The 20971-nt window shown below is 66.7% G+C and carries 19 protein-coding genes; 11 read left to right on the plus strand and 8 right to left on the minus strand.

Going from position 1 to position 20971, the window contains the following annotated elements; genetic code table 11:
- Positions 1-57: 57 nt before the first annotated feature.
- Entirely contained in the window at positions 58-1662 is a 1605-nt protein-coding gene (locus tag K1T73_RS11115) for a carboxyl transferase domain-containing protein (RefSeq protein WP_220600769.1), read from the minus strand.
- 152 nt (positions 1663-1814) lie between these two features.
- Here K1T73_RS11115 and K1T73_RS11120 point away from each other — a divergent pair, with 152 nt between their 5' ends.
- Complete coding sequence (locus K1T73_RS11120) at positions 1815-2429, plus strand: OmpW family protein (protein ID WP_220600770.1); 615 nt, start codon at positions 1815-1817, stop codon at positions 2427-2429.
- Positions 2430-2452: 23 nt separating this feature from the next.
- Here the strand turns inward: K1T73_RS11120 and K1T73_RS11125 are convergent, their stop codons facing one another.
- From K1T73_RS11125 to K1T73_RS11135, 3 genes are read right to left on the minus strand one after another with little or no spacing between them, the layout of a single operon-like run.
- Positions 2453-4006: an AMP-binding protein gene (locus K1T73_RS11125; protein WP_220600771.1), complete on the minus strand. Its 1554-nt coding sequence runs from the start codon at positions 4004-4006 to the stop codon at positions 2453-2455.
- Between the two features lie 25 nt (positions 4007-4031).
- Positions 4032-4574 (minus strand): lysozyme inhibitor LprI family protein, encoded by a 543-nt coding sequence (locus K1T73_RS11130; protein ID WP_220600772.1) that lies wholly within the window; start codon positions 4572-4574, stop codon positions 4032-4034.
- A 36-nt stretch (positions 4575-4610) separates the two neighbouring features.
- Entirely contained in the window at positions 4611-5774 is a 1164-nt protein-coding gene (locus K1T73_RS11135; protein WP_220600773.1) for an isovaleryl-CoA dehydrogenase, read from the minus strand.
- Positions 5775-6077: 303 nt separating this feature from the next.
- Here K1T73_RS11135 and K1T73_RS11140 point away from each other — a divergent pair, with 303 nt between their 5' ends.
- The gene (locus K1T73_RS11140; RefSeq protein ID WP_220600774.1) at positions 6078-6548 is read left to right on the plus strand and encodes a pyridoxamine 5'-phosphate oxidase family protein; all 471 of its coding nucleotides are present in this window, start codon (positions 6078-6080) and stop codon (positions 6546-6548) included.
- Entirely contained in the window at positions 6548-7009 is a 462-nt protein-coding gene (locus K1T73_RS11145) for a CreA family protein (RefSeq protein ID WP_220600775.1), read from the plus strand. Before K1T73_RS11140 ends, K1T73_RS11145 begins: the two co-directional genes overlap by 1 nt.
- A 62-nt stretch (positions 7010-7071) precedes the next feature.
- Here K1T73_RS11145 and K1T73_RS11150 read toward each other — a convergent pair whose 3' ends face one another.
- Together K1T73_RS11150 and K1T73_RS11155 are read right to left on the minus strand one after the other, a co-directional pair.
- Positions 7072-8277, minus strand: coding sequence for a DegT/DnrJ/EryC1/StrS aminotransferase family protein (locus K1T73_RS11150; RefSeq protein ID WP_220600776.1), 1206 nt, complete (start codon positions 8275-8277; stop codon positions 7072-7074).
- Positions 8278-8343: 66 nt separating this feature from the next.
- Entirely contained in the window at positions 8344-9012 is a 669-nt protein-coding gene (locus K1T73_RS11155; RefSeq protein WP_220600777.1) for an HAD-IA family hydrolase, read from the minus strand.
- Positions 9013-9150: 138 nt separating this feature from the next.
- Here K1T73_RS11155 and glmU point away from each other — a divergent pair, with 138 nt between their 5' ends.
- From glmU to K1T73_RS11170, 3 genes are read left to right on the plus strand one after another with little or no spacing between them, the layout of a single operon-like run.
- Positions 9151-10506 (plus strand): bifunctional UDP-N-acetylglucosamine diphosphorylase/glucosamine-1-phosphate N-acetyltransferase GlmU, encoded by a 1356-nt coding sequence (gene glmU, locus K1T73_RS11160; RefSeq protein ID WP_220600778.1) that lies wholly within the window; start codon positions 9151-9153, stop codon positions 10504-10506.
- On the plus strand, positions 10506-12326 hold the full coding sequence (gene glmS, locus K1T73_RS11165; RefSeq protein WP_220600779.1) for a glutamine--fructose-6-phosphate transaminase (isomerizing): 1821 nt from the start codon (positions 10506-10508) through the stop codon (positions 12324-12326). Before glmU ends, glmS begins: the two co-directional genes overlap by 1 nt.
- Positions 12323-13009 (plus strand): DNA alkylation repair protein, encoded by a 687-nt coding sequence (locus K1T73_RS11170; protein WP_220600780.1) that lies wholly within the window; start codon positions 12323-12325, stop codon positions 13007-13009. Before glmS ends, K1T73_RS11170 begins: the two co-directional genes overlap by 4 nt.
- Positions 13010-13034: 25 nt before the next feature.
- Here the strand turns inward: K1T73_RS11170 and K1T73_RS11175 are convergent, their stop codons facing one another.
- On the minus strand, positions 13035-13520 hold the full coding sequence (locus K1T73_RS11175) for a hypothetical protein (RefSeq protein ID WP_220600781.1): 486 nt from the start codon (positions 13518-13520) through the stop codon (positions 13035-13037).
- Between the two features lie 87 nt (positions 13521-13607).
- On the opposite strand from K1T73_RS11175, the gene moaA reads away from it, so the two are divergent.
- From moaA to K1T73_RS11200, 5 genes are all read left to right on the plus strand, one after another.
- Positions 13608-14615 carry a GTP 3',8-cyclase MoaA gene (gene moaA / locus K1T73_RS11180; protein WP_220600782.1) on the plus strand — a complete coding sequence of 336 codons (1008 nt, stop codon included), beginning with the start codon at positions 13608-13610 and terminating at the stop codon, positions 14613-14615.
- A gap of 23 nt (positions 14616-14638) precedes the next feature.
- Complete coding sequence (locus K1T73_RS11185) at positions 14639-15910, plus strand: 3-deoxy-D-manno-octulosonic acid transferase (protein WP_259400224.1); 1272 nt, start codon at positions 14639-14641, stop codon at positions 15908-15910.
- Positions 15910-16950, plus strand: coding sequence for a glycosyltransferase family 4 protein (locus tag K1T73_RS11190; protein ID WP_220600784.1), 1041 nt, complete (start codon positions 15910-15912; stop codon positions 16948-16950). Before K1T73_RS11185 ends, K1T73_RS11190 begins: the two co-directional genes overlap by 1 nt.
- Positions 16951-17016: 66 nt before the next feature.
- Positions 17017-18675, plus strand: a complete 1659-nt coding sequence (locus tag K1T73_RS11195; protein WP_220600785.1) for an amidohydrolase — start codon at positions 17017-17019, stop codon at positions 18673-18675.
- A 14-nt stretch (positions 18676-18689) separates the two neighbouring features.
- A complete protein-coding gene (locus K1T73_RS11200; RefSeq protein ID WP_220600786.1) occupies positions 18690-19619 on the plus strand; it encodes a PHP domain-containing protein in 930 nt (309 codons plus the stop codon).
- Positions 19620-19634: 15 nt separating this feature from the next.
- Here the strand turns inward: K1T73_RS11200 and K1T73_RS11205 are convergent, their stop codons facing one another.
- The gene (locus tag K1T73_RS11205) at positions 19635-20969 is read right to left on the minus strand and encodes a sigma-54 dependent transcriptional regulator (RefSeq protein ID WP_220600787.1); all 1335 of its coding nucleotides are present in this window, start codon (positions 20967-20969) and stop codon (positions 19635-19637) included.
- Positions 20970-20971 lie beyond the last annotated feature (2 nt).

Raw genomic sequence — 20971 nt, forward strand, 5'->3', positions numbered from 1 at the left:
ATCTTCTTCATGGCAGAAATAGTCATCAGGCGCCCGCCACCGCCACCGTCCTTCATCCTACATGCGGAACACGCCAAACCGCGTCTCCTCGATCGGGGCGTTGAGCGCGGCGCGCAACGACAGTGCCAGCACATTGCGGCTTTTTCGCGGGTCCACGATCCCGTCATCCCAGAGCCGTGCGCTGGCGTAGAGCGGGTGGCTCTGGCGTTCGAACATCTCGACGGTGGGGCGTTTGAACTCCGCTTCTTCCTCGGCGCTCCATTCGCCCCCCTTCCGCTCGATGGCGTCGCGCTTCACGGTGGCCAGGACTCCGGCCGCCTGCTCACCGCCCATGACGCTGATCCGGCTGTTGGGCCATGTCCACATGAAGCGCGGCTGGTAGGCGCGGCCGGCCATGCCGTAGTTCCCGGCCCCGAAGCTGCCGCCCACCACCATGGTGATCTTGGGCACGCTCGTCGTGGCCACCGCCGTCACCATCTTGGCCCCATGCCGCGCGATGCCCTCATTCTCGTATTTGCGCCCGACCATGAAGCCCGTGATGTTCTGCAGGAAGACAAGCGGCACCTTGCGCTGACTGCACAACTCGACGAAATGCGCGCCTTTCTGTGCCGCCTCGCTGAACAGGACGCCGTTATTGGCGACGATTCCCACGGGCATCCCCTCGACATGCGCGAAGCCTGTCACCAGGGTCTCGCCGAAGCGTGCCTTGAACTCGTCGAAGCGCGAGCCGTCGACGATGCGCGCGATCACCTCGCGGATGTCGTAGGGCGTCCGCAGATCCGCGGGCACGGCGCCGAGAAGCTCTTCGGGATCGTAGGCGGGCTCCTCTGGCGTCTCGACCGCCAAACCGGGCATCGGCCCGACACCGAGGTTCGACACCGCGCGCCGCGCGAGTGCCAGCGCATGCGCATCATCCTCGGCCAGGTAGTCCGCGACGCCCGAAAGCCGCGTATGAACGTCTCCGCCGCCCAGGTCCTCGGCGGTCACCACCTCGCCCGTCGCGGCCTTCACGAGCGGCGGCCCGGCGAGGAAGATCGTACCCTGCTCGCGCACGATGATCGTCACGTCCGACATGGAGGGCACGTAGGCGCCGCCCGCGGTGCACGACCCCATTACCACCGCGATCTGGGCGATTCCCCGCGCGCTCATCCGCGCCTGGTTGTAGAAGATGCGTCCGAAATGATCGCGGTCCGGGAACACCTCGTCCTGGTTGGGCAGGTTGGCGCCGCCCGAATCGACCAGGTAGATGCAGGGCAGATGACATTCCTCGGCGATCTCCTGTGCGCGCAGGTGCTTCTTGACGGTCATCGGATAATAGGTGCCGCCCTTCACCGTGGCATCGTTGCACACGACCATCACGTCGCGGCCATGCACGCGCCCCACGCCCGCGATGACGCCAGCGGCAGGTGCAGCATCGTCGTAGAGCCCATGCGCCGCGGTCGCCCCGATCTCGAGAAACGGGCTGCCGGGGTCGAGCAGGTTCGCCACGCGCCGGCGCGGCAGCATCTTGCCACGCCCCACATGCCGCTCACGCGCGGCCTCGCCTCCACCGGCGGCGGCGCGTTTCGCCGCGTCCTCGACCACTCGCAACGCTTCCAGATGCGCGGCGCGGTTCGCGGCGAATTCCTCGGACCCGGTGAGTATCCTGCTTTCGATCTTCATTGGACAGCAACCTTTCGGAACGGGGAGACCGGCCTTCGCGCCGCGAAAATGCCGCAACGCAGAATTTCCGGAGAAAACTGATTTATATCAAGGAATCGCCGGTGCGCACGGCGCAGAACGCGATCGAGCCACACACCAAGAAGGGACATCAGATGAAAACGCTCACGCTCCTCGCCTGCGGCGCCGCAATGGCGGCCCTCGGCGCCCCGGCCTTGGCCCAGTCCAAGGGCGACATGACGCTCGGTTTCGGCGTGCATTCCGTCATGCCGCGCTCGTCCAGCAGCACCACGACTGCCGGCCAGATCACCGTTGGCGACAATATCCGCCCCACCCTGACCTTCGAATATTTCGTCGCCGACAGGATCGGGATCGAGGTTCTGGCCGCATGGCCCTTCGAGCATGACATCAAGCTCGCCGGCGCCGGCAAGGTGGGCAAGACCAAGCACCTGCCGCCCACGGTCTCGGTGCAATACCACTTCGTCAACTCGAGCAGCATCACCCCGTTCATCGGCGCGGGCGTCACCTACGTGACCTTCTTCGACGACAAGGGCACGGGCGCGCTCGCGGGCACCGATATCGACCTCGACGATTCGTGGGGCTTCTCGGCCCATGCCGGGGTCGACATCGCGCTGAGCGAGCGCAGCGCGATCCGGCTCGATGCGCGCTACATGGACATCGACACCTCGGCAAAGGTCGGCGGTGCGAAGATCGGCACGGTGCATATCGACCCCTTGGTCGTCGGCGCGGCCTACGTGATGAAGTTCTGACATCAAGGGTGGAGGGGCGGCTCTCATGCTTGCCCCTCCGCCGCCGCGCGGGCCTTCAGTTCCTTGCGGATCACCTTGCCGGTGACGGTCATGGGCAACGAATCGAGGAAGGCGATTTCCCTCGGGTAGGAATATTTCGCGAGACGCTCCTTGACCCAGTCCTGCAATTCGCAGGCCAGGTGGTCGCTCGGCTCCACCCCGCTTCGCAGGACCACGTAGGCTTTCACGATCTCGTGGCGCAACTCGTCGGGCTTGCCGACGACGCCCACGGTGGCCACGGCGTCATGGGTGATCAGGCAATCCTCGATCTCCGCCGGCCCGATCCGGTAGCCCCCGGACGAGATCACGTCATCCTCGCGCCCCACGAAGCGCAGGTAATCGCCCTCCCAGACGCCCCGGTCCCCGGTCAGCAGCCAATCGCCGCGGAACTTCTCGGCCGTCTGCTCGGGACGGTTCCAGTATTCGAGCATCATCGACGCCGACCCGCGCCGCACGGCCACGTCGCCCTCGCCCCCGGTCGGCTTGCCATCGGCGTCGATCACCTCGACCTCGTGCCCCGGCACCACGCGCCCGATACAGCCCGGCTTGGGCTCGAAAAGCGCCGAGCAGGAGCAGGCAACGAGATTGCATTCCGTCTGGCCATAGAACTCGTTGATCGTGAGGCCGAAGGCCTTGCGGCCCCAGTCGAGCATTTCGGCGCCCAGCGGCTCGCCGCCGCTGCCGATGCTGCGAAGCCCGTCGATCCGCGCGCCTTCGGCCTTCAGCATCCTGAGCGCCGTGGGCGGGAAAAACACATTGCGAACAGAGGCTTCTCGAATGATCCTCGCACACTCTTCGACCGAGAATTTCGGCATCCGGGCGGCCACCACCGGCACGCCCAGCGCGAGCCCCGGCATCAGGATGTTGAAGAGCCCGCCAATCCACGCCCAGTCCGCAGGCGTCCAGAGGCAATCACCCTCCTGCCCGAGGAAGTCGCAGAAAAGCTCGGTGCCCGGCATATGGCCGGTCAGAACGCGATGCCCGTGCAGCGCGCCCTTGGCGCTTCCGGTCGTTCCGCTGGTGTAGATGAGCACCGCGGGCGTGTCGGGGCTCGTCTCCGCGGTCTCGAACCGTTCCTCAGCCAGCGTCAGATCCTCGGGGATCACCGCCTCCTGCCCATCAAGCATTTCGGCCCCCTCGGGGTCGGTCACGATGATCCGCGCGTCCGCATCGGTGACCCGGCTCAGCAGCGCCTCGCGCATGAAGAGCTTGAACAGGGGGATTGAAATCGCACCGATTTTCCAGATCGCGATATGCGCAGCCGCACACCAGGGTGACTGGCTGCGCAGCACGCCCACTCGGTCGCCCGGCTTCACGCCAAGCGACACGAGGTGATGCGCCAGACCATCGGCCATGCGCCGCAACTCGGCATAGCTCACGTCTCGCCGCGCGCCGGCGCTCAGGTCGATGATCGCCGTGCGGTCGGGATCGCGCGCGGCCCAGTCGTCGCAAGCCTGCGCCGCCATGTTGAGCGTGTCGGGCAGGTTCCAGTCGAATCCCTCGACCAGTTTCTCGTAAGTGTCGGCTTTCTCGAGCATGGCGGACCCTCCTCCGGTCGCGGGCTCAGTAGGACGCGAAGGCGTCCAGGTCGAAGAATTGCTCGGCGGTTTCTCGCATCAGGCACGAGGCGGTCGCGGGCCCGCCACCGGTGCCCCCGCCCCACTGTAGCCGCTCGAAGTCACAGGTGGCATCGCGATAGGCGATCCACGCACGCTGCATGTCGCGCAAGGCGGTGACGAGCGATCCCCGCACGAGTTCCTCGTTGGCGGTATCCATCCGTTTTGCCTTGGCTCGCGCGGCCTTGTAGGCGACGTTCAGCCTCTGGTCCCAATATTCGTACTCGGCATGGGCGCAGCCCCCCATCACCGCCGTGGCATAGCCTCTTGCCTTCATGCATTGCTCGGCGGCGATACCGATGCATTCGGGATATCTCTCGACAGGCTTGTCATAGAGGCATTGCGTGATCAGGCCCGGCGCGATCGTCACCTGTTGAGCGACGGCGGGGCCGGATGCAACGACGAGCAGGCCGCCCAGGCAGATCGGCCCGAGAAACCCTCTCGCGAGTCTCGCGACGCCGCTCCGAGCTTCGATGAGTGCATCGCTCATGCACATGCCGTCCGTCCGATCATCTTGTAGAACCCCTCACGCCATCGCCCCCATCAACTCACGCCCGACCAGCATCCGGCGGATCTCGCTCGTGCCTGCGCCGATCTCCATCAGCTTAGCGTCGCGGAAGATGCGTGCGACCGGCGCATCGTTCAGGAATCCCGCCCCGCCCATGGCCTGCACCGCCTGGTGCGCCTGCTTCATCGCCTCCTCGCTGGCGTAGAGACAGCACGCTGCCGCATCCTGCCGCGTCACATCGCCCCGGTCACAGGCCTTGGCGACCTCGTAGACATAGGCCCGCGCCGAATTCATCGCGGTGTACATGTCCGCGATCTTTCCCTGCATGAGCTGGAACGACCCGATGGGCTGACCGAACTGCTTGCGCTCGGCGAGATAGGGCATGATCTCGTCGAGACAGGCGGCCATGATCCCCGTCCCGATCCCCGCCAGCACGACGCGCTCGTAATCGAGGCCGGACATCAACACGGCAACGCCGCGCCCCTCCTCGCCCAGCACGTTGTCGAACGGCACCTCCACGTCCTCGAAGATCAACTCGGCCGTGTTCGAGCCGCGCATCCCGAGCTTGTCGAAATGGGGGCTGGTGGAGAAGCCGGCCATGTCCTTCTCGATCAGGAAGGCGGTGATGCCGCGCGCGCCGGCCTCGGGATCGGTCTTGGCATATACGACAAGCGTGTCGGCATCGGGCCCGTTGGTGATCCAGTACTTGCTGCCGTTGAGCCGGTAGTGATCGTTGCGCCGCTCGGCGCGCAGTTTCATCGAGACCACGTCACTTCCCGCACCCGCCTCAGACATGGCAAGCGCGCCGACATGTTCGCCGTTGATGAGCTTGGGAAGGTATTTCGCCTTCTGTGCCTCGTTCCCGTTCAGCTTGATCTGGTTGACGCAGAGATTGGAATGCGCGCCGTAGCTGAGGCTTACCGAGGCGCTGGCGCGCGCGATTTCTTCCACCGCAACCACATGCGCCAGGTAGGACATGCCCGCGCCGCCGTATTCCTCGGGCACGGTGATGCCCAGAAGCCCAAGCTCGCCCATCTCGGGCCAGAGTTCGGGGGGAAAGACATTCTCGCGGTCGATCTCCGCCGCCATCGGCTTCACGCGCTCCTGCGCCCAGCGATGGACCATCTCGCGCAGCGCGTTCACGTCCTCTCCCAGATCGAACTGCATCGCCGCGTTGAACATGGATTCCCCCCTCGGCATTTATTGAACACTTGTTCATTTATAGCGGGCCAAGCCGGTTCCGGTCAATCCCGCGCGTGCGCCCCGACTTGTTCTCCATCATGCCCGTGCTCGGCCGGGGCCGCAATGCGCGCGCTTCTTTTGCGGTCAGGTGTTTTCACGCACCGCACGGCTTGCGTCCTTGGCTGGCGGTGATCCGCCTGACGCGCCGCCGTCCCGCGCTTCCGCCGCTAAGAACAGCCTACCGGAACCAACCCTCTGACCGCACGTTGGGCGCAGGACGGACATATGGAAAGGAGCACCGAAATGAGCGACGACCTCAAGAAGATTTTCTGGGAGCGCATGGACGATATTCGCGCGGGCATGCTGTCGCCCGAAGGCGCCGAGCCGCGTCCCATGGCGCATACGCCGCGACCCGACGACCACGCGCTGTGGTTCATCACCGCCGACGGGACCGATGTGGCCGACGCCGCCAAGGCCGGCAAGACCGCGCGCCACATCGTCGCCTGTTCCTCGGGCAAGCTCTACGGCTGGATCGACGGCATCCTCGCCGCCGAGCAGAATCCCGAGAAGCTCGACGAAATCTGGTCGCCCATGGCCGCCGCCTGGTTCGAGGACGGAAAGGAGGACGAGGATATCTGTCTCGTCAGCTTCCGCCCGACCAAGGCCGAACTCTGGTCCACGGACGGCATGGCCAAGACGCTCTACGAGTTTTCCAAGGCGGGCCTGGGCGGAGGCAAGCCCGATGTCGGCCAGCACGGGCACGTCACGTTCTGATGCGGGCGGTTTACCACATCGTGGGGGCGGCGGCGTTCGCGCTGCTGCCCCTTTCGCTGTCGGCCGAGCAGGTCGGCGAGATCGGCGTGGACTGGGCCGGAAACGACATCGTCATCGAGGCCATCGAGGACCCCGAGGTTTCCGGCGTGACCTGTCACCTCGCCTATTTCAGCCGTGGCCTGCTCGACCGTCTCGCCAAGGGGAAGTGGTTCGAGGATCCCTCGAACAGCGCCATCGAATGCCAGCAGACGGGACCGATCCAAATCGGTGACATCGACCGGTCCCGAGACGGCGAAGACGTGTTTCGGACCAGCCGCTCCATCATTCTGAAGACCCTGCGGATCAAGCGCATCTTTGATGCCGAGAACCGCACGTTGATCTATGTCTCTCACGCACGCGAATTGACGGAAGGTTCGGCCAAGGTATCGATCTCGACGGTACCCCTGCCCCCCGAAGACTGATCGCCGCGCAACCGGAACGCGCCGAACGGAGGGCTGAGGGTCAGCCGCGCCGCTCTCGCGGTTCAGCCGGCGACCTGTCCTGCCTGCCACGCCGCCCCGACCTCGGCCCGGATGATCCGCGCGATGAGCGCGCAGTCGTCCGGGCTGAACGTCAGAGGCAGCCGCATGTCCACGATGCCCTTCAGGATCCGGTCCGTTTCCGGCATTGTCTGCGACGGGGCATAGCGCCAACTGTCATAGCGGCTGGTGAACCCCTCGGGTCGCGCGCCGCCGAACCATTTCAACTCCACGCCGCGGGTCTTGCAGCGCGACAGCACTTCCTTCACGCCCGCCTCGCTCCAGTCGAGAAGCAGGAACTGGATCGACGAACCGACGAAGCCCTCTTCCTCGGGGCGTTCGATGATCGTGAGCCCCGGCGTGCCCCTCAGACCATCCTCGACCACGCGATACCGCTCGTTCCACCGCGCGCATTGCGCCTCGAGTTGCGCAAGCTGCGGGCGCAGGATCGCCGCGCGCAAGTGATCCATCCGGCCCGAGATGTTGGGCGTGTCGTATTTCACCCGCTCGAACACCTCTTCGGGGGGCACCGTCCCGTTGCGGGGGTAAAGCATGTAGGAGCCCGACAGGATCGTGGCCCGCGCCATGACCTCCTCGTCATCGGTGACGAGGATCCCGCCCTCGCCCGAGTTCATGTGCTTGTAGGTCTGCGTGGAGTAACACCCGATCAGCCCGTCGCGCCCCGAGGGCCGCCCCTTCCAGGTGGCCCCCATCGTATGCGCGCAATCCTCGATCACCGTAAGCCCATGCGCCCGCGCGATCTCCAGCAGCCGGTCCATGTCGGCGAGATGCCCGCGCATGTGGCTCAGCATCAGCACCCGCGCCTCGCCGGCCTTGGCCTCGAGATCGGCAAGGTCGATGGTTAGATCCGCCGTCACGCCAACGAAGACCGGGACCGCGCCCACCCCGGCGATGGCGCCGGGAACGGGGGCGAGCGTGAAGGCATTGGTCAGAACCCTGTCGCCCGGCTTCACGCCCACGGCCCGCAGCGCGGTGGCCAGCGCGTATCCCCCCGATGCAACGGCAAGGGCATAGCGCGCACCCACGAAGTCCGCGAATTCCCGCTCGAGGAGAGCCACCTCGCCCACCTCGTCGCCCACCAGGTTGTAGCGATGAAGCCGCCCGCTGCGCAGCACGCGCAGTGCGGCCTCGATCGCCGCATCCGGGATCGGCTCCTGCTGGGTGAACACGCCCTTGAACACTTCGGTCATGGCGCAAGAGTGCCGGGGCGGCACCCACTCGTCAACCGACGCCGACCGGCCCTGCGCACGCCTGCCCTACCCGATGAACCGGCGCACCACGCCGGCCAGTTCATCGAAATGGCCGATCGTGGCCTCGGGTGCGAGCGCATGAATATCCTCGCCGCCGGGACCGAAACTCACGAGGATCGAGGGCACGCCCGCCGCCCGCGCGGTCTCCCGGTCGGTGACGGTGTCACCCACGAGAACGGCCCGTGCCGGATCGCCGCCCGCCCGCCGCGCGGCCTCGCGCAGGGGTTCGGGGTCGGGTTTGCGCACGTGCAGCGTATCGGCCCCGATAAGCGCGTCGAACGCATCGCGCACCCCCATCCGTGTCAGCAGAAGCTGGGCGAGATACTCTGGCTTGTTCGTGCAGATCGCCACCTTGTAGCCATCCGCGCGCAAGCCGGCCACGCTCTCGAGCGCGCCGGGATAGAAGGTCGTGTGGGCATCGATCGCCGTCTCGTAATGGTCAAGAAGCGGCTTGTAATGCCGATCGAGAAGGGCGTCGTCCACCGGCTTGCCCAACCGCTCGAACCCCAGGGTCAGCATGGCCCGTCCGCCCCGGAGCGCGGTCCCCGCGTCGCGCGCGGGATCAAGCTGATCGCCTTCGCCCATCGCGCGGAAACACGCGTTGGCGGCGGCGATGAGATCGCCGCTCGTATCGGCCAGCGTGCCGTCCAGATCGAAGATGACCGCGCGTCCCATTGAATGTCTCCCACCGCTCGCAGGCAGCTTCCCGCCCGATCTGTCACATACCGCAATCTCATGTGATGCGTAACCGCCTTGCGTCCACCCCGCCAGCAGATAAAAGGACGCGACTTCGGCGACCACGGGACTTTTTTCATGAGCTTAGCTTTGATCGTTCTGGCCGCGGGCAAGGGCACGCGGATGCAATCCGACCTGCCGAAGGTGCTTCACCAGATCGCCGGAGCGCCCATGCTGCATCACGCGTTGCGCACCGGCGGCACGCTTTCGCCCGACCGCACGGTCGTCGTCGCGGGTCACGAGGCCGAGGCGGTGAGCCACGCGGCGCGGGCCTTCGACGACACCGCGCAGGTGGTGCTCCAGCCCGAGCAGCTCGGCACCGCCCATGCCGTGGCCCAGGCGGCGCCCGCGCTCGACGGGCACGAGGGCGATGCCCTGGTGCTCTATGGTGACACGCCGTTCATCAGCCCCGAGACACTTGCGCGGATGGCCGAGGCCCGGCAGAGCCACGACATCGTGATCCTCGGCTTCGAAGCCACCGATCCGGGTCGCTACGGGCGGCTGGTGATGAATTGTGACACGCTCGAAAAGATCGTCGAATTCAAGGATGCCGGCGTGCGCGAGCGCGCGATCACCTTCTGCAATTCCGGCGTGGTCATGGCTGCCACCGAAACGCTCATGTCGCTCGTGGATGCGGTGGGCAACGACAACGCATCGGGCGAATACTACCTCACCGACATCGTCGAGGTGGCCCGCGCGCGCGGCCTGTCGGCCACCGCCATCGCCTGCGACGAGGCCGAGACGCTTGGCGTCAATTCCCGCGCCGACCTCGCCGTCGCCGAGGAGGTGTTCCAGTCCGCGATGCGCCGCGCCGCGATGGAGACCGGCGTGACGCTCACCGCCCCCGGCACCGTCTTCTTCGCCTTCGACACGGTCATCGGCCGCGACACCATCGTCGAGCCGCATGTCGTGTTCGGCCCCGGCGTCAGCGTCGAGACGGGCGCGCATATCCGCGCGTTCTCGCATCTCGAAGGCTGTCACGTCTCGCGCGGTGCGGTCGTGGGGCCCTATGCGCGCCTGCGCCCCGGCACCGAGCTGGCCGAGGACGTGCGGATCGGCAACTTCGTCGAGATCAAGAACGCGACGCTGGACGAGGGTGCCAAGGTCAATCACCTGAGCTATATCGGTGACGCCTCGGTCGGGGCCGCCGCCAATATCGGCGCGGGCACCGTCACCTGCAATTACGACGGCGTGATGAAGCACCGCACCGAGATCGGCCCGCGCGCCTTCATCGGGTCGGACACGATGCTGGTGGCGCCGGTCCGCGTGGGCGCGGGCGCCATGACCGCCTCGGGTTCGGTCATCACCCGCGACGTCGCCGAGGACGCCCTCGCCATCGGCCGTGCCCGGCAGGTCGAGAAACCGGGGCTCGCGCGAAAGATGTTCGAGATCCTGAAGATGAAGAAACGCAAACGCGATGGAGGTGAGGCATAATGTGCGGCATCGTCGGTGTGCTCGGTCAGCACGAGGTGGCTCCCATTCTCGTCGAATCGCTCAAGCGGCTCGAGTATCGCGGTTATGACAGCGCGGGTATCGCCACCGTGAACGAGGGCCGGCTCGACCGGCGCCGCGCGGTGGGCAAGCTCGTCAATCTCTCCGATCTCCTGGTGCATGAGCCTCTCGCCGGGAAGGTCGGGATCGGCCATACCCGCTGGGCCACCCACGGCGCTCCGACGCTGGGCAACACCCACCCGCATCGCGCCGGTCCGGTCGCCGTCGTCCATAACGGCATCATCGAGAACTACCGCGAGCTTCGCGCGATGCTGGCCGAGGCGGGCATCGGCCACGAAACCGACACCGACACCGAAACCGTCGCTTTGCTCGCCAACCACTTCCTCGACCAGGGGATGTCGCCCGAAGAGGCCGCCCGCGCCACCGTGGCCAAGCTGGAAGGCGCCTATGCGCTCTGCTTTCTCTTCGACGGTGAGGACGACCTGCTCATCGCCGCGCGCAAGGGCAGCCCGCTGGCCGTCGGCTATGGCGAGGGCGAGATGTTCGTGGGCTCCGACGCCATCGCGCTCGCGCCGATGACCGATCGGATTTCCTATCTCGAGGAGGGCGACATCGCCATCGTGACGCGCGAGACCGTGCGCGTGATCGACGCGAAAGGTGCCGAGGTCAGCCGCGAGATACGCCGGATCCGCATCGACAACAGCTCGGTCGACAAGGCCGGGCACAAGCATTTCATGGCCAAGGAAATCGCCGAGCAGCCCACGGTCATCTCCGAGGCGCTCGCGCATTACATCGACCCCGAGGCGGGCGAAATCGTGCTCGGCGCCGATATCGACTTCCGCGCGCTCAACCGCCTGACCATGGTGGGTTGCGGCACCGCGTTCTACGCCTGTCTCACCGCGAAATACTGGTTCGAGCAACTGGCAGGCCTGCCGGTCGAGGTCGATATCGCGTCGGAGTTCCGCTACCGGCAGCCCCCCGTGACCGAAGGCACCGCCGCGCTTTTCGTGAGCCAATCGGGCGAAACCGCCGACACGCTCGCCGCCCTGCGTTACTGCGCGGGCAAGGCGGACATGATCCTGTCGGTCGTGAATGTCGCCGAAAGCTCGATCGCGCGCGAAAGCGACGTCGCGCTCCCCATCCTCGCGGGGGTCGAGATCGGCGTGGCCTCGACCAAGGCCTTCACCTGCCAGTTGACCGTGCTGCTGCTCATGGCGCTCAAGGCGGCCCATGCCCGCGGCCGGCTCAGCGAGGACGAACTCGCCGACATGATCTCGAACCTGCGCAGCCTGCCATCCGCGCTCAACCTCGCGCTCGAGACCGAGTCGGAGATCGCGGCAGCCGCGCAGCAGCTCTCGAAGGCGACCGACGTGCTCTTTCTCGGGCGCGGCATGATGTATCCGCTGGCGCTCGAAGGCTCTCTGAAACTAAAGGAAATCAGCTATATACACGCCGAAGCTTATGCGTCAGGCGAGTTGAAGCACGGCCCCATCGCCCTCATCGACGAGAAGATGCCAGTGGTGGTCATGGCCCCCAAGGACGCGCTGTTCGACAAGACCGTCTCGAACATGCAGGAGGTGATGGCCCGCGGCGGCAAGGTGCTGCTCATCACTGACGAGGCGGGCCGCGCCGAGGCAAGCGATGGCGTCTGGCGAAGCCTCGTCATGCCCACCGTCCGCGAGGTCATCGCGCCGATCATCTACGCGATCCCGGCGCAGTTGCTGGCCTATCACACCGCGGTCGCGAAGGGCACGGATGTGGACCAGCCCCGCAACCTCGCCAAATCCGTCACCGTCGAATGACGCCCGATTCGGTCCTTGCGCGGCTCGAGACCCTGGCCGAGCCGGGCCGCGCCGAGGGCATGGCCGACTATCACAAGGTGCCGCGGCGTTATGTCGGCGTTCCTAATCCGGCCCTGAACGACCTTGCGCAGCAGTTGCGGCAGTCCCTGTCGGTGGCCGAGCGCACGGCGCTTGCCGATGCACTCTGGCAGACGGATATCTTCGAGGGTCGGATCCTCGCGGCGAAGCTGCTCACGCAGGCGCGGATCGCGCCCGACGCCGGGGTCTGGCGGCTCATCACGTCGTGGCTTCCCGACCTCGACAGCTGGGCCATTGCGGACGCGGCCATGACGGCGGGCCAGAAACGCCTCGTTGCCGATCCCAGCCGCATCGACGAGATCGAGGGCTGGACCTCGAGCCAATCGCATTGGATCCGCCGCGCCGCCATGGTCGTCACCCTGCCCTATACCAAGCAGAACCATCCCAAGCCCGAGGAGCGCGCCATTCGCGAGCGGGTGCTGGGCTGGGCCGCCGGTTATGTCCATGACGATCAGTGGTTCATCCAGAAATCCGTCGCCTGGTGGTTGCGCGATCTGTCGAAACACGATCCCGCGCGGGTCGAGGCGTTCCTGGCCGAACACGCGCCCGCGATGAAGCCTTTCGCCCGGAAAGAGGCGCAGAAACACATGCCGCCGAGGGCATGATCCGCGCCTTTCTCCGCGAACGCCCTCACTCGGAATAGACTATCACCTCGGGCAGATCCGTCAGTTCCGCGCCGATCAGGCGCATCGCCGACAGCGAGATGCGGCTTCCGGCCGTGTCCGGCCCGTCAAGCGGGATGAGGTCGACCTGGGCCGATTGCCCCGTCGCCGGGTTTTCGACCCGGCCCTTGCCCGGCGCATCGGCCAGCGGCGTCTTGATCCAGAACCCCGGCTCGGCCACGTCTCCAAGCGACACGATCGTGCGCCCCAGTTGCGCTCCGCCAGATGCCGATGCCGCCTCCGCGCGTTCCGCCGCGCTCGTGGTATCGAGGGCCTCGGCGGTGTTCCCAGTCGCCCCGATGGCCGCGGGCGCAGCGCCTGCCCCTGCGGCTTCGGTAGCCGGGGCCGACGCGGGCTCGGGTGCGGGTTCGGCCTGGCCGCCGGGCATCGGCAATCCCAACTGGGCGCATCCACCCAGCATGACGAAGGAAGATAACAAGACGATCTGTCGCATGAAATACAGCCTAGAACCTGCCCGGTCACGCCGCAACGCCCAAGATCGCCCTTGTGCCTCATTCCGCGCAGGCTTACCTTCCGCCCCATGACGGCACCACTCATAGACCCCTTTCAGCGCGCGATTTCCTACCTGCGCGTGTCGGTTACCGACCGATGCGATTTCCGTTGTGTCTATTGCATGTCCGAAAACATGACGTTCCTTCCCAAGAAGGAACTCCTGACGCTCGAGGAACTGGATCGCCTCTGCTCAAGCTTCATCCGCCTCGGTGTCGAGAAGCTTCGCATCACCGGGGGCGAGCCGCTGGTGCGGCGTGACATCATGACCTTCTTCAACGCGATGGGCCGTCACCTCGAAAGCGGCGCGTTGCGCGAACTCACGCTCACCACCAACGGCAGCCAGCTCGCGCGCTTCGCAGATGACCTCTACGCGGCGGGGGTACGGCGCGTGAACATCTCGCTCGATACGCTGGACGAGCAGAAATTCGCGGACATCACCCGTTGGGGACGCCTTCCGCAGGTTCTGAAAGGCATCGACGCAGCACAGGCTGCAGGGCTCAGGGTCAAGATCAACACCGTGGCCCTCAAGGGCTTCAACGAGGATGAGCTTTTCACGCTCACCCGCTGGTGCGCCGAACGCGAGATGGACCTCACCTTCATCGAGGTCATGCCCATGGGCGACATCGGCAACGAGGACCGGCTCGACCAGTATTGGAAGCTCTCGGATCTCCGCGCCCGGCTCGGCACCGAATACACGCTCACCGACCTGCCCCTGCGCACGGGTGGCCCCGCGCGCTATGTCCGGCTCGAGGAAACCGGCCAGACGATCGGCTTCATCACGCCGCTCACGCATAATTTCTGCGAAAGTTGCAACCGCGTGCGTCTCACCTGCACCGGCGAGCTTTTCATGTGCCTGGGACAGGAGGACATGGCCGACCTGCGCCCTGCCCTGCGCAACAATCCCGGCACCGACGCGCCCCTTGAGGAGGCCATTCGCGCGGCCATCGCGCTGAAGCCCAAGGGTCACGATTTCGACTACTCCCGCCAAGATGTCGCGGGCCGCATGTCGCGTCACATGAGCCACACGGGCGGCTGATGTCAGGCGGCGGGCGGCGGCCTTTGGCCCTCTGGCTCTATTCCGGGCTTGCCCCGTTCATTGCCCGCGCCGCCTGGGGCGGCGTCCGCCGCAAGCTCACGGCGGGCGGCACCGATCCCGCCCGGTTCCGCGAACGTCTAGGCCACGCGACCGCGCCCCGCCCCGAAGGGCGGCTTCTCTGGTTTCATGCGGCAAGCGTCGGTGAAAGCCTTTCGATCCTGCGCCTTATCGAGCACATGGGCGCGCGCGACCCCGATCTGTCCTTTCTTATCACCTCCGGCACCGCCACCTCCGGCGCGGTGCTGTCGAAACGGCTTCCGCCGCGCACGATCCACCAGTTCGCCCCTCTCGACACCCGCGCGGCGTTGCGCCGGTTCCTCGCGCATTGGCACCCCGATGCGGGGCTCTTCGTCGAATCCGAGCTCTGGCCCCACATGATCGAGGAGGCGGACGCCGCAGGCGTGCCCCTCGGTCTCGTCAACGCGCGCATCTCGGACGCATCGGCGCGGGGCTGGCGGCGCTTCGCCGGAAGCGCGCGCCATATCCTCGGGCATTTCCGCCTGATACACTGCCAGGACATCCGCACCGAGCAGCATCTGCGCACCCTCGGCCTCGATCACGCCCGCGCCGGCGGCAACCTCAAGGCCGCCTCCGGCCCCGCGCCCTTCGACGCGGCCGAACTCGACGCCTTGCACGCGCGGCTCGGCGCCCGCCCGGTCTGGGTGGCAAGCTCCACGCATCCCGGCGAGGAGGAGATCGTGCTCGCCGCGCATCGTCAGCTTCTGGTGGCGCATCCCGACCTTTTGCTCATCCTCGTGCCGCGCCATCCCGACCGCGCCGGGGCGATCATGGCGGCGGGCACCGACATGATACCGACATGGCACCGACGCAGCACCGACGGCGCTTTCGAGCCCTCGTCGCAGGTCTACATCGCCGACACGATGGGCGAGACCGGGCTCTGGTATGCGCTCGCTCCCATCGTGTTCCTCGGAGGCTCGCTCACTCCCGTCGGCGGCCACAATCCCTACGAACCCGCCCACGCGGGCGCGGTCGTCCTGCACGGCCCGCTTTACGCCAATTTCGCACAGGCCTATGCCGAGATCGACGCCCATGGCGGCGGGGTGGAGGTGCGCGACGCCCCGGAGATGGCCGATCAGATCCGTCACTTTCTGACCGACCGGCAAGCGCTTGATAATGCTCGTGAGAAGTCGCGCGACTTCGCACGCGCGCAGACCGAGATCCTCGACGACATGGCCACGCGGATCACCGCCGCGCTGCTCGAAGCGCCCTCCTGATGGCGCAGGTTTTCGTCACCAATTTCAACCGCAATTTCACCGGCGTTTCCGCCACCGCGGCTGGCGTCACGCGCGCGCATCTCTCCCGCTATGACCTGGCGCTGGTGGGCCACCCCCTGCCCGGCTGCCCCGCGCCCATCACCCGCACCGCCGCGACCCGCGCGTCGCGCACCCCGCCGGCCGACGCGCCCGTCTCGATCTGGCACGTCCGCCGCAACCCCGAGATGCGCGCGGCGCTCTGGGCACGCGACGCGCTGCGCCTGCCGATCCGCATCGTGTTCACGTCCGCCGCGCAACGGCGTCATTCCACCTTCCCCCGCTGGCTCATCTCGCGCATGGACGCGGTCATCGCGACGACCGAGGCCGCCGCCGCCTACGTGCCGAACGTCCACGCCGTCGTTCCCCACGGTGTCGATTGCGCCACCTTCACCCCCGCCTCCAACCGCGCCGCCGCCTGGGCCGCGACGGGCTTTCCGGGGCGGCGCGGGATCGCCACCATCGGTCGCATCCGTCCCGAGAAGGGCACCGACCGCTTCGTCGAGACCATGATCCGCCTGCTTCCCGACCATCCCGACACGACCGCCCTCGTCATCGGCCGCGCGGGCGGCAAGCACGAGAGCTTCCTGTCGGATCTCAAGGCCCGGATCGCGCAGGCCGGCCTAACCGACCGCATCCTCTTTCCCGGCGAGGTTGCCGCGCCCGATCTTCCGGCCATCATGCGCGGTCTCTCCGCCGTCGCGCAACTGCCCCGCTACGAAGGCTACGGCATGGCGCCCCTCGAAGGCATGGCCTCGGGCGTGCCATTCGTCGCCACCGACGCGGGCTATTACCGCAGTTTCTCGGACAATGGGCGCGCGGGGCTCATCATCACCGACGATAGCCCCTCCAGCGCGGCAGAGGCGTTCGACGCGCTCCTCCGCGACGCCGACCGCCACGCCGCGATGTCCCGCGCCGCGCGCCAGCTTGCAGAAACCCGCTTCAGCATAGAGACCGAGGCAGATGGCATCGCCCATGTCTACGAGACGCTGCGCCACGGCTGACCTCTTGCGCCGCGCGGGTCTGCGGCCCAGAGTGCCGACAATCACCACCTAACCGGAGCGCGGAACATGCCAGCCGATCTCATCATCCTAAACGGCCATCTCAAGACCATGGACCCCGCGCAGCCCACCGCGCAGGCGCTCGCCATCGAAAACGGCTGCATCGCCGCCGTGGGCCGCGACGACGAGATCGAGGCGCTCGCAGGTCCCGAAACGCGCATGATCGACGCTCAGGGCGGCACGGTCCTGCCGGGCTTCATCGAGAGCCACATCCACCTCTTCTCCGGCGGGGTCGAGCTCGATCTTCTGAACCTCGCCGGCATCGCCGACGCCGACAGCGCCGCGCGCCTTATCCGCGACCGCGCCGATGCCGATCCCGAGGCCAGGGTGTTGTTGGCCGTGGGTGCCGAATACGGCCTTCTGGGCGACGCACCGATCACCCGGCAGGGCCTTGACGAGATCATCGCCGACCGACCCATCGCGGTCATGGCCGCCGACCATCACACGGTCTGGGCCAACACCGCCGCGCTCGAGTTGGCGGGACTCTTGCACGGCGCCGAGATGCCTGCGGGCAGCCGGGTCGAGATGGCCCCGGACGGCACCGCCACCGGCGCGCTCCTGGAATTCGCGGCATTCCAGCCGCTTCTTGCGCATATGCCCACGGGCGGGCGCGAATATCTCGGGCTCACCACCGGCCACGACCCGGCCACGAGCCCCGACGCGGCCGCGCGCGAGATGGACAAGGCGGCGCTCCTGCGCGGGCTGAACCATCTCGCCGCCAACGGGATCACGACCTATCACAATATGGACGGCAACCTCTATCAGCTCGAACTCCTGCAAGAGCTGCTGGACGAGGGCCATCACGTCGCCCGCGGCGAGGTGCCGATCCACGTGGTGAACACCGATCCCGTCGACCGCATTGACGAGGCGGCGCAGTTCCGCCGCTACGACACACCCTGGCTCTGGTCACGGCGGCTCAAGCTCTTTGCCGACGGCGTGCCGGAAAGCGGCACCGCGCTGATGACCGAGCCCTATCCCGACCACGAGGGACAAGGGCAACAGATTTTCTCGCCCGAACACATGAACGAGTTGGTCGCGCGCGCCGACGCGATGGGGCTCCAGGTGTCGATCCATTGCTGCGGCTGTGGCGCCGTGCGCCAGGCGCTCGACGCATATGAACACGCGCGCAAGGTGAACGGCCCGCGCGACAGCCGCCATCGCATCGAGCATATCGAATCGCTCCACCCCGACGACCTGCCACGCTTTGCCGAGTTGGGCGTCGTGGCGTCGATGCAGCCGCTTCATTCACCGCGGGCCGGATTTTTCCCGGCACCGCCCCCGGGTCAGATCCTCCACGCGCATCAACGCCCCCGCGCCTATGCGTGGCGCGACATCCGCGACAGCGGCGCGCATCTGATCTTCTCGACCGACTGGCCCGTTGTCCCGGTGCCGGTCATGCCTACCATCCAGGGCGCCGTCGCCCCCCACGCCATCGGCGAGGATTGGGGCCCGGATCAGCGCCAGACCCTCGACGAAGCCCTGGCGAGCTACACGCGCGACGCGGCCTGGGTCGAGTTTCACGAGGACGAGAAGGGACAGCTCAAGCCCGGCATGTTGGGCGACGTGGTGATCCTCTCGCGCAACCTCGATCAGCTTGCAGCGAACGAACTCGCGCAGGCAAGCCCGCTCGTCACGATCTGTGGCGGGCACGTGACCTATCAGGCGTGAGAGAGGAACAATCCATGCAACCCGGCGCATTCTCCCGGCCCGGCCGCTTCTTCCGCGGCAACCTGCACACCCATTCCACCCGTTCGGATGGCGAACTGTCCCCCGAAGACGTCTGTCGCCGGTACCGCGCCGAAGGCTATGATTTCCTCGCGCTGACCGACCACTTCCTCGGACAGTACGACTACCCGCTTACCGACACGACGCCCTTTCGCGGCGAGGGTTTCACCACCATCCTCGGAGCAGAACTGCATTCGGGCACCATGGAAAACGGGGAGCTTTGGCACATCCTCGCCGTGGGCCTGCCACCGGATTTCGCGCCGTCCAACTCTCCGCATTTTCGTCCCGTTGCGGACCAGGAAACCGGCCCCGAGATCGCCGCCCGCGCGCGCGAGGCCGGCGCCTTCGTCGCCGTGGCGCATCCGCAATGGTCCGGCATGACTCTCGCCGATGCGCGCAGCATCGAGGCGGCACACGCGGTCGAGATCTACAATCACGGCTGTGCCACCGGCTGCGACCGTCCCGACGGGATGCACACGGCCGAACTCCTGCTGAGCGAGGGCCGGCGTCTCACCTTCTGCGCCACCGATGACGCGCATTTCTCGGAGCCGGATCATTTCGGTGGCTGGGTCATGGTGAAGGCGGTCGAGAACGACCCCGAGCACCTTCTCGCGGCACTGAAGGCGGGCGAATTCTATTCGTCCCAAGGCCCCGAACTCCACGACATCCGGGTCGAGAAGAACCATGTCTTCGTCGAATGTTCGGCCGTGACCACGGTGATCGTGTCGGGCCATGGATCGGCCAGCGAGGGGGTTCACGGCCGGTCGATGACCCGCGCGACCAAGCGGCTCGACCGGTTCGCGGCCTCCCCGTGGATCCGTGTCACCCTCATCGACGCCGCGGGACGCCGCGCCTGGAGCAACCCGATCTGGCTCGGCGATGAATGACGGGGCGGCCGCGGCTCAGAGATAATCCGACCGTTGCAGCCCGTATTTCGCCATCTTCTCGTTAAGCGTGCGGCGCGGCAGGCAAAGCTCTTCCATGACACTCGCGATGCTGCCCTTGTGGCGCCGCATCGTGTTGTCGATCAGCATCCGCTCGAAGGCCTCGACATATTCCTTGAGCGGCTTGCCCTCGGTGGTCATCACCGGCTGCATCTCCTGGTGATCGCTCATCAGGAGCGAGACGATCGTGCCGGACCCGCGCCGCGATTGCAGCACCGCGCGCTCGGCCACGTTGAAAAGCTGTCGGACATTGCCCGGCCATGGTGCCTGGAGAAGCTGCGCGGCCTCCTGCGCGCTCACCTGCGGCGCGTCGCAGCCGTAATCGTCGGCGAATTCCTCGGCAAAGCGGGTGAAGAGCGTCAGGATATCCTCGCCGCGCTGGCGAAGCGGCGGCACCGTGATGCGAAGGCTCGCGAGGCGATAGAATAGGTCCGAGCGGAGCACGTCCTCGCTCGTCTTGCCCTCGTCCTGCAGGTTCGAGATGGCCACGATCCGCGTCTCGGGCGGCGTGCCCTCCTCGTTCATGAAGGTCAGAAGCCGCGCCTGGGCGGTATCGCTCAGCGCTTCGATATCCTCCAGCACCAGCGTGCCGCCCCGCGCCTCCTCTACGGCCGGAAGCCGCGTGTCGTCGGGCTGCATCGGGCCGAAGAGCCGCCGCATCAGAGCGCTTTCCTCGTGCGCCGCACAGGAGAGCAGCACGAACTTCTTGCCCGCGCGGGCGCCCACCGCGTGCAGCGCGTGGGCCACCAGCGTCTTGCCGGTGCCCGTCTCTCCGTCGATCAGGACATGTCCATCGGCTTGTCCGAGGTCGAGTATGTCCTCCTTCAGCCGCTCCATGGCCGGACTCGAGCCGATGAGCTTCTTCATGATCTGGCCGCCATCGGACAGCTCGCGCCGCAGTGCGCGCGCGTCGAGCGTCATGCGCCGCGCATTCGCGGCCTTCTTGGCAAGTTCGTTCATCCGGTCGGGGTTGAACGGCTTCTCGAGGAAGTCGAATGCCCCCACGCGCATCGCCTCGACCGCCATGGGCACGTCGCCATGTCCGGTGATCAGGATCACCGGAAGCGTCGAATCGGCTCCCATGAGCTTCTTGAGGAACTGCATCCCGTCCATGCCGGGCATCTTGATGTCGCTGACCACGATGCCGGGATAATCCGGCCCCAGCTTCTTGAGCGCCTCCTCGGCGCTCGCGAAGGTCTCGGTGTCGTATCCCGACAGGGCCAGCCATTGGCTGATCGACTGGCGCATATCCTTTTCGTCGTCGACGATCGCGATCTTCATGGCTTTGGGCATGT

Origin of the sequence: Roseovarius sp. SCSIO 43702 (assembly GCF_019599045.1) — a bacterium.
Classification (GTDB): Bacteria; Pseudomonadota; Alphaproteobacteria; order Rhodobacterales; family Rhodobacteraceae; genus Roseovarius.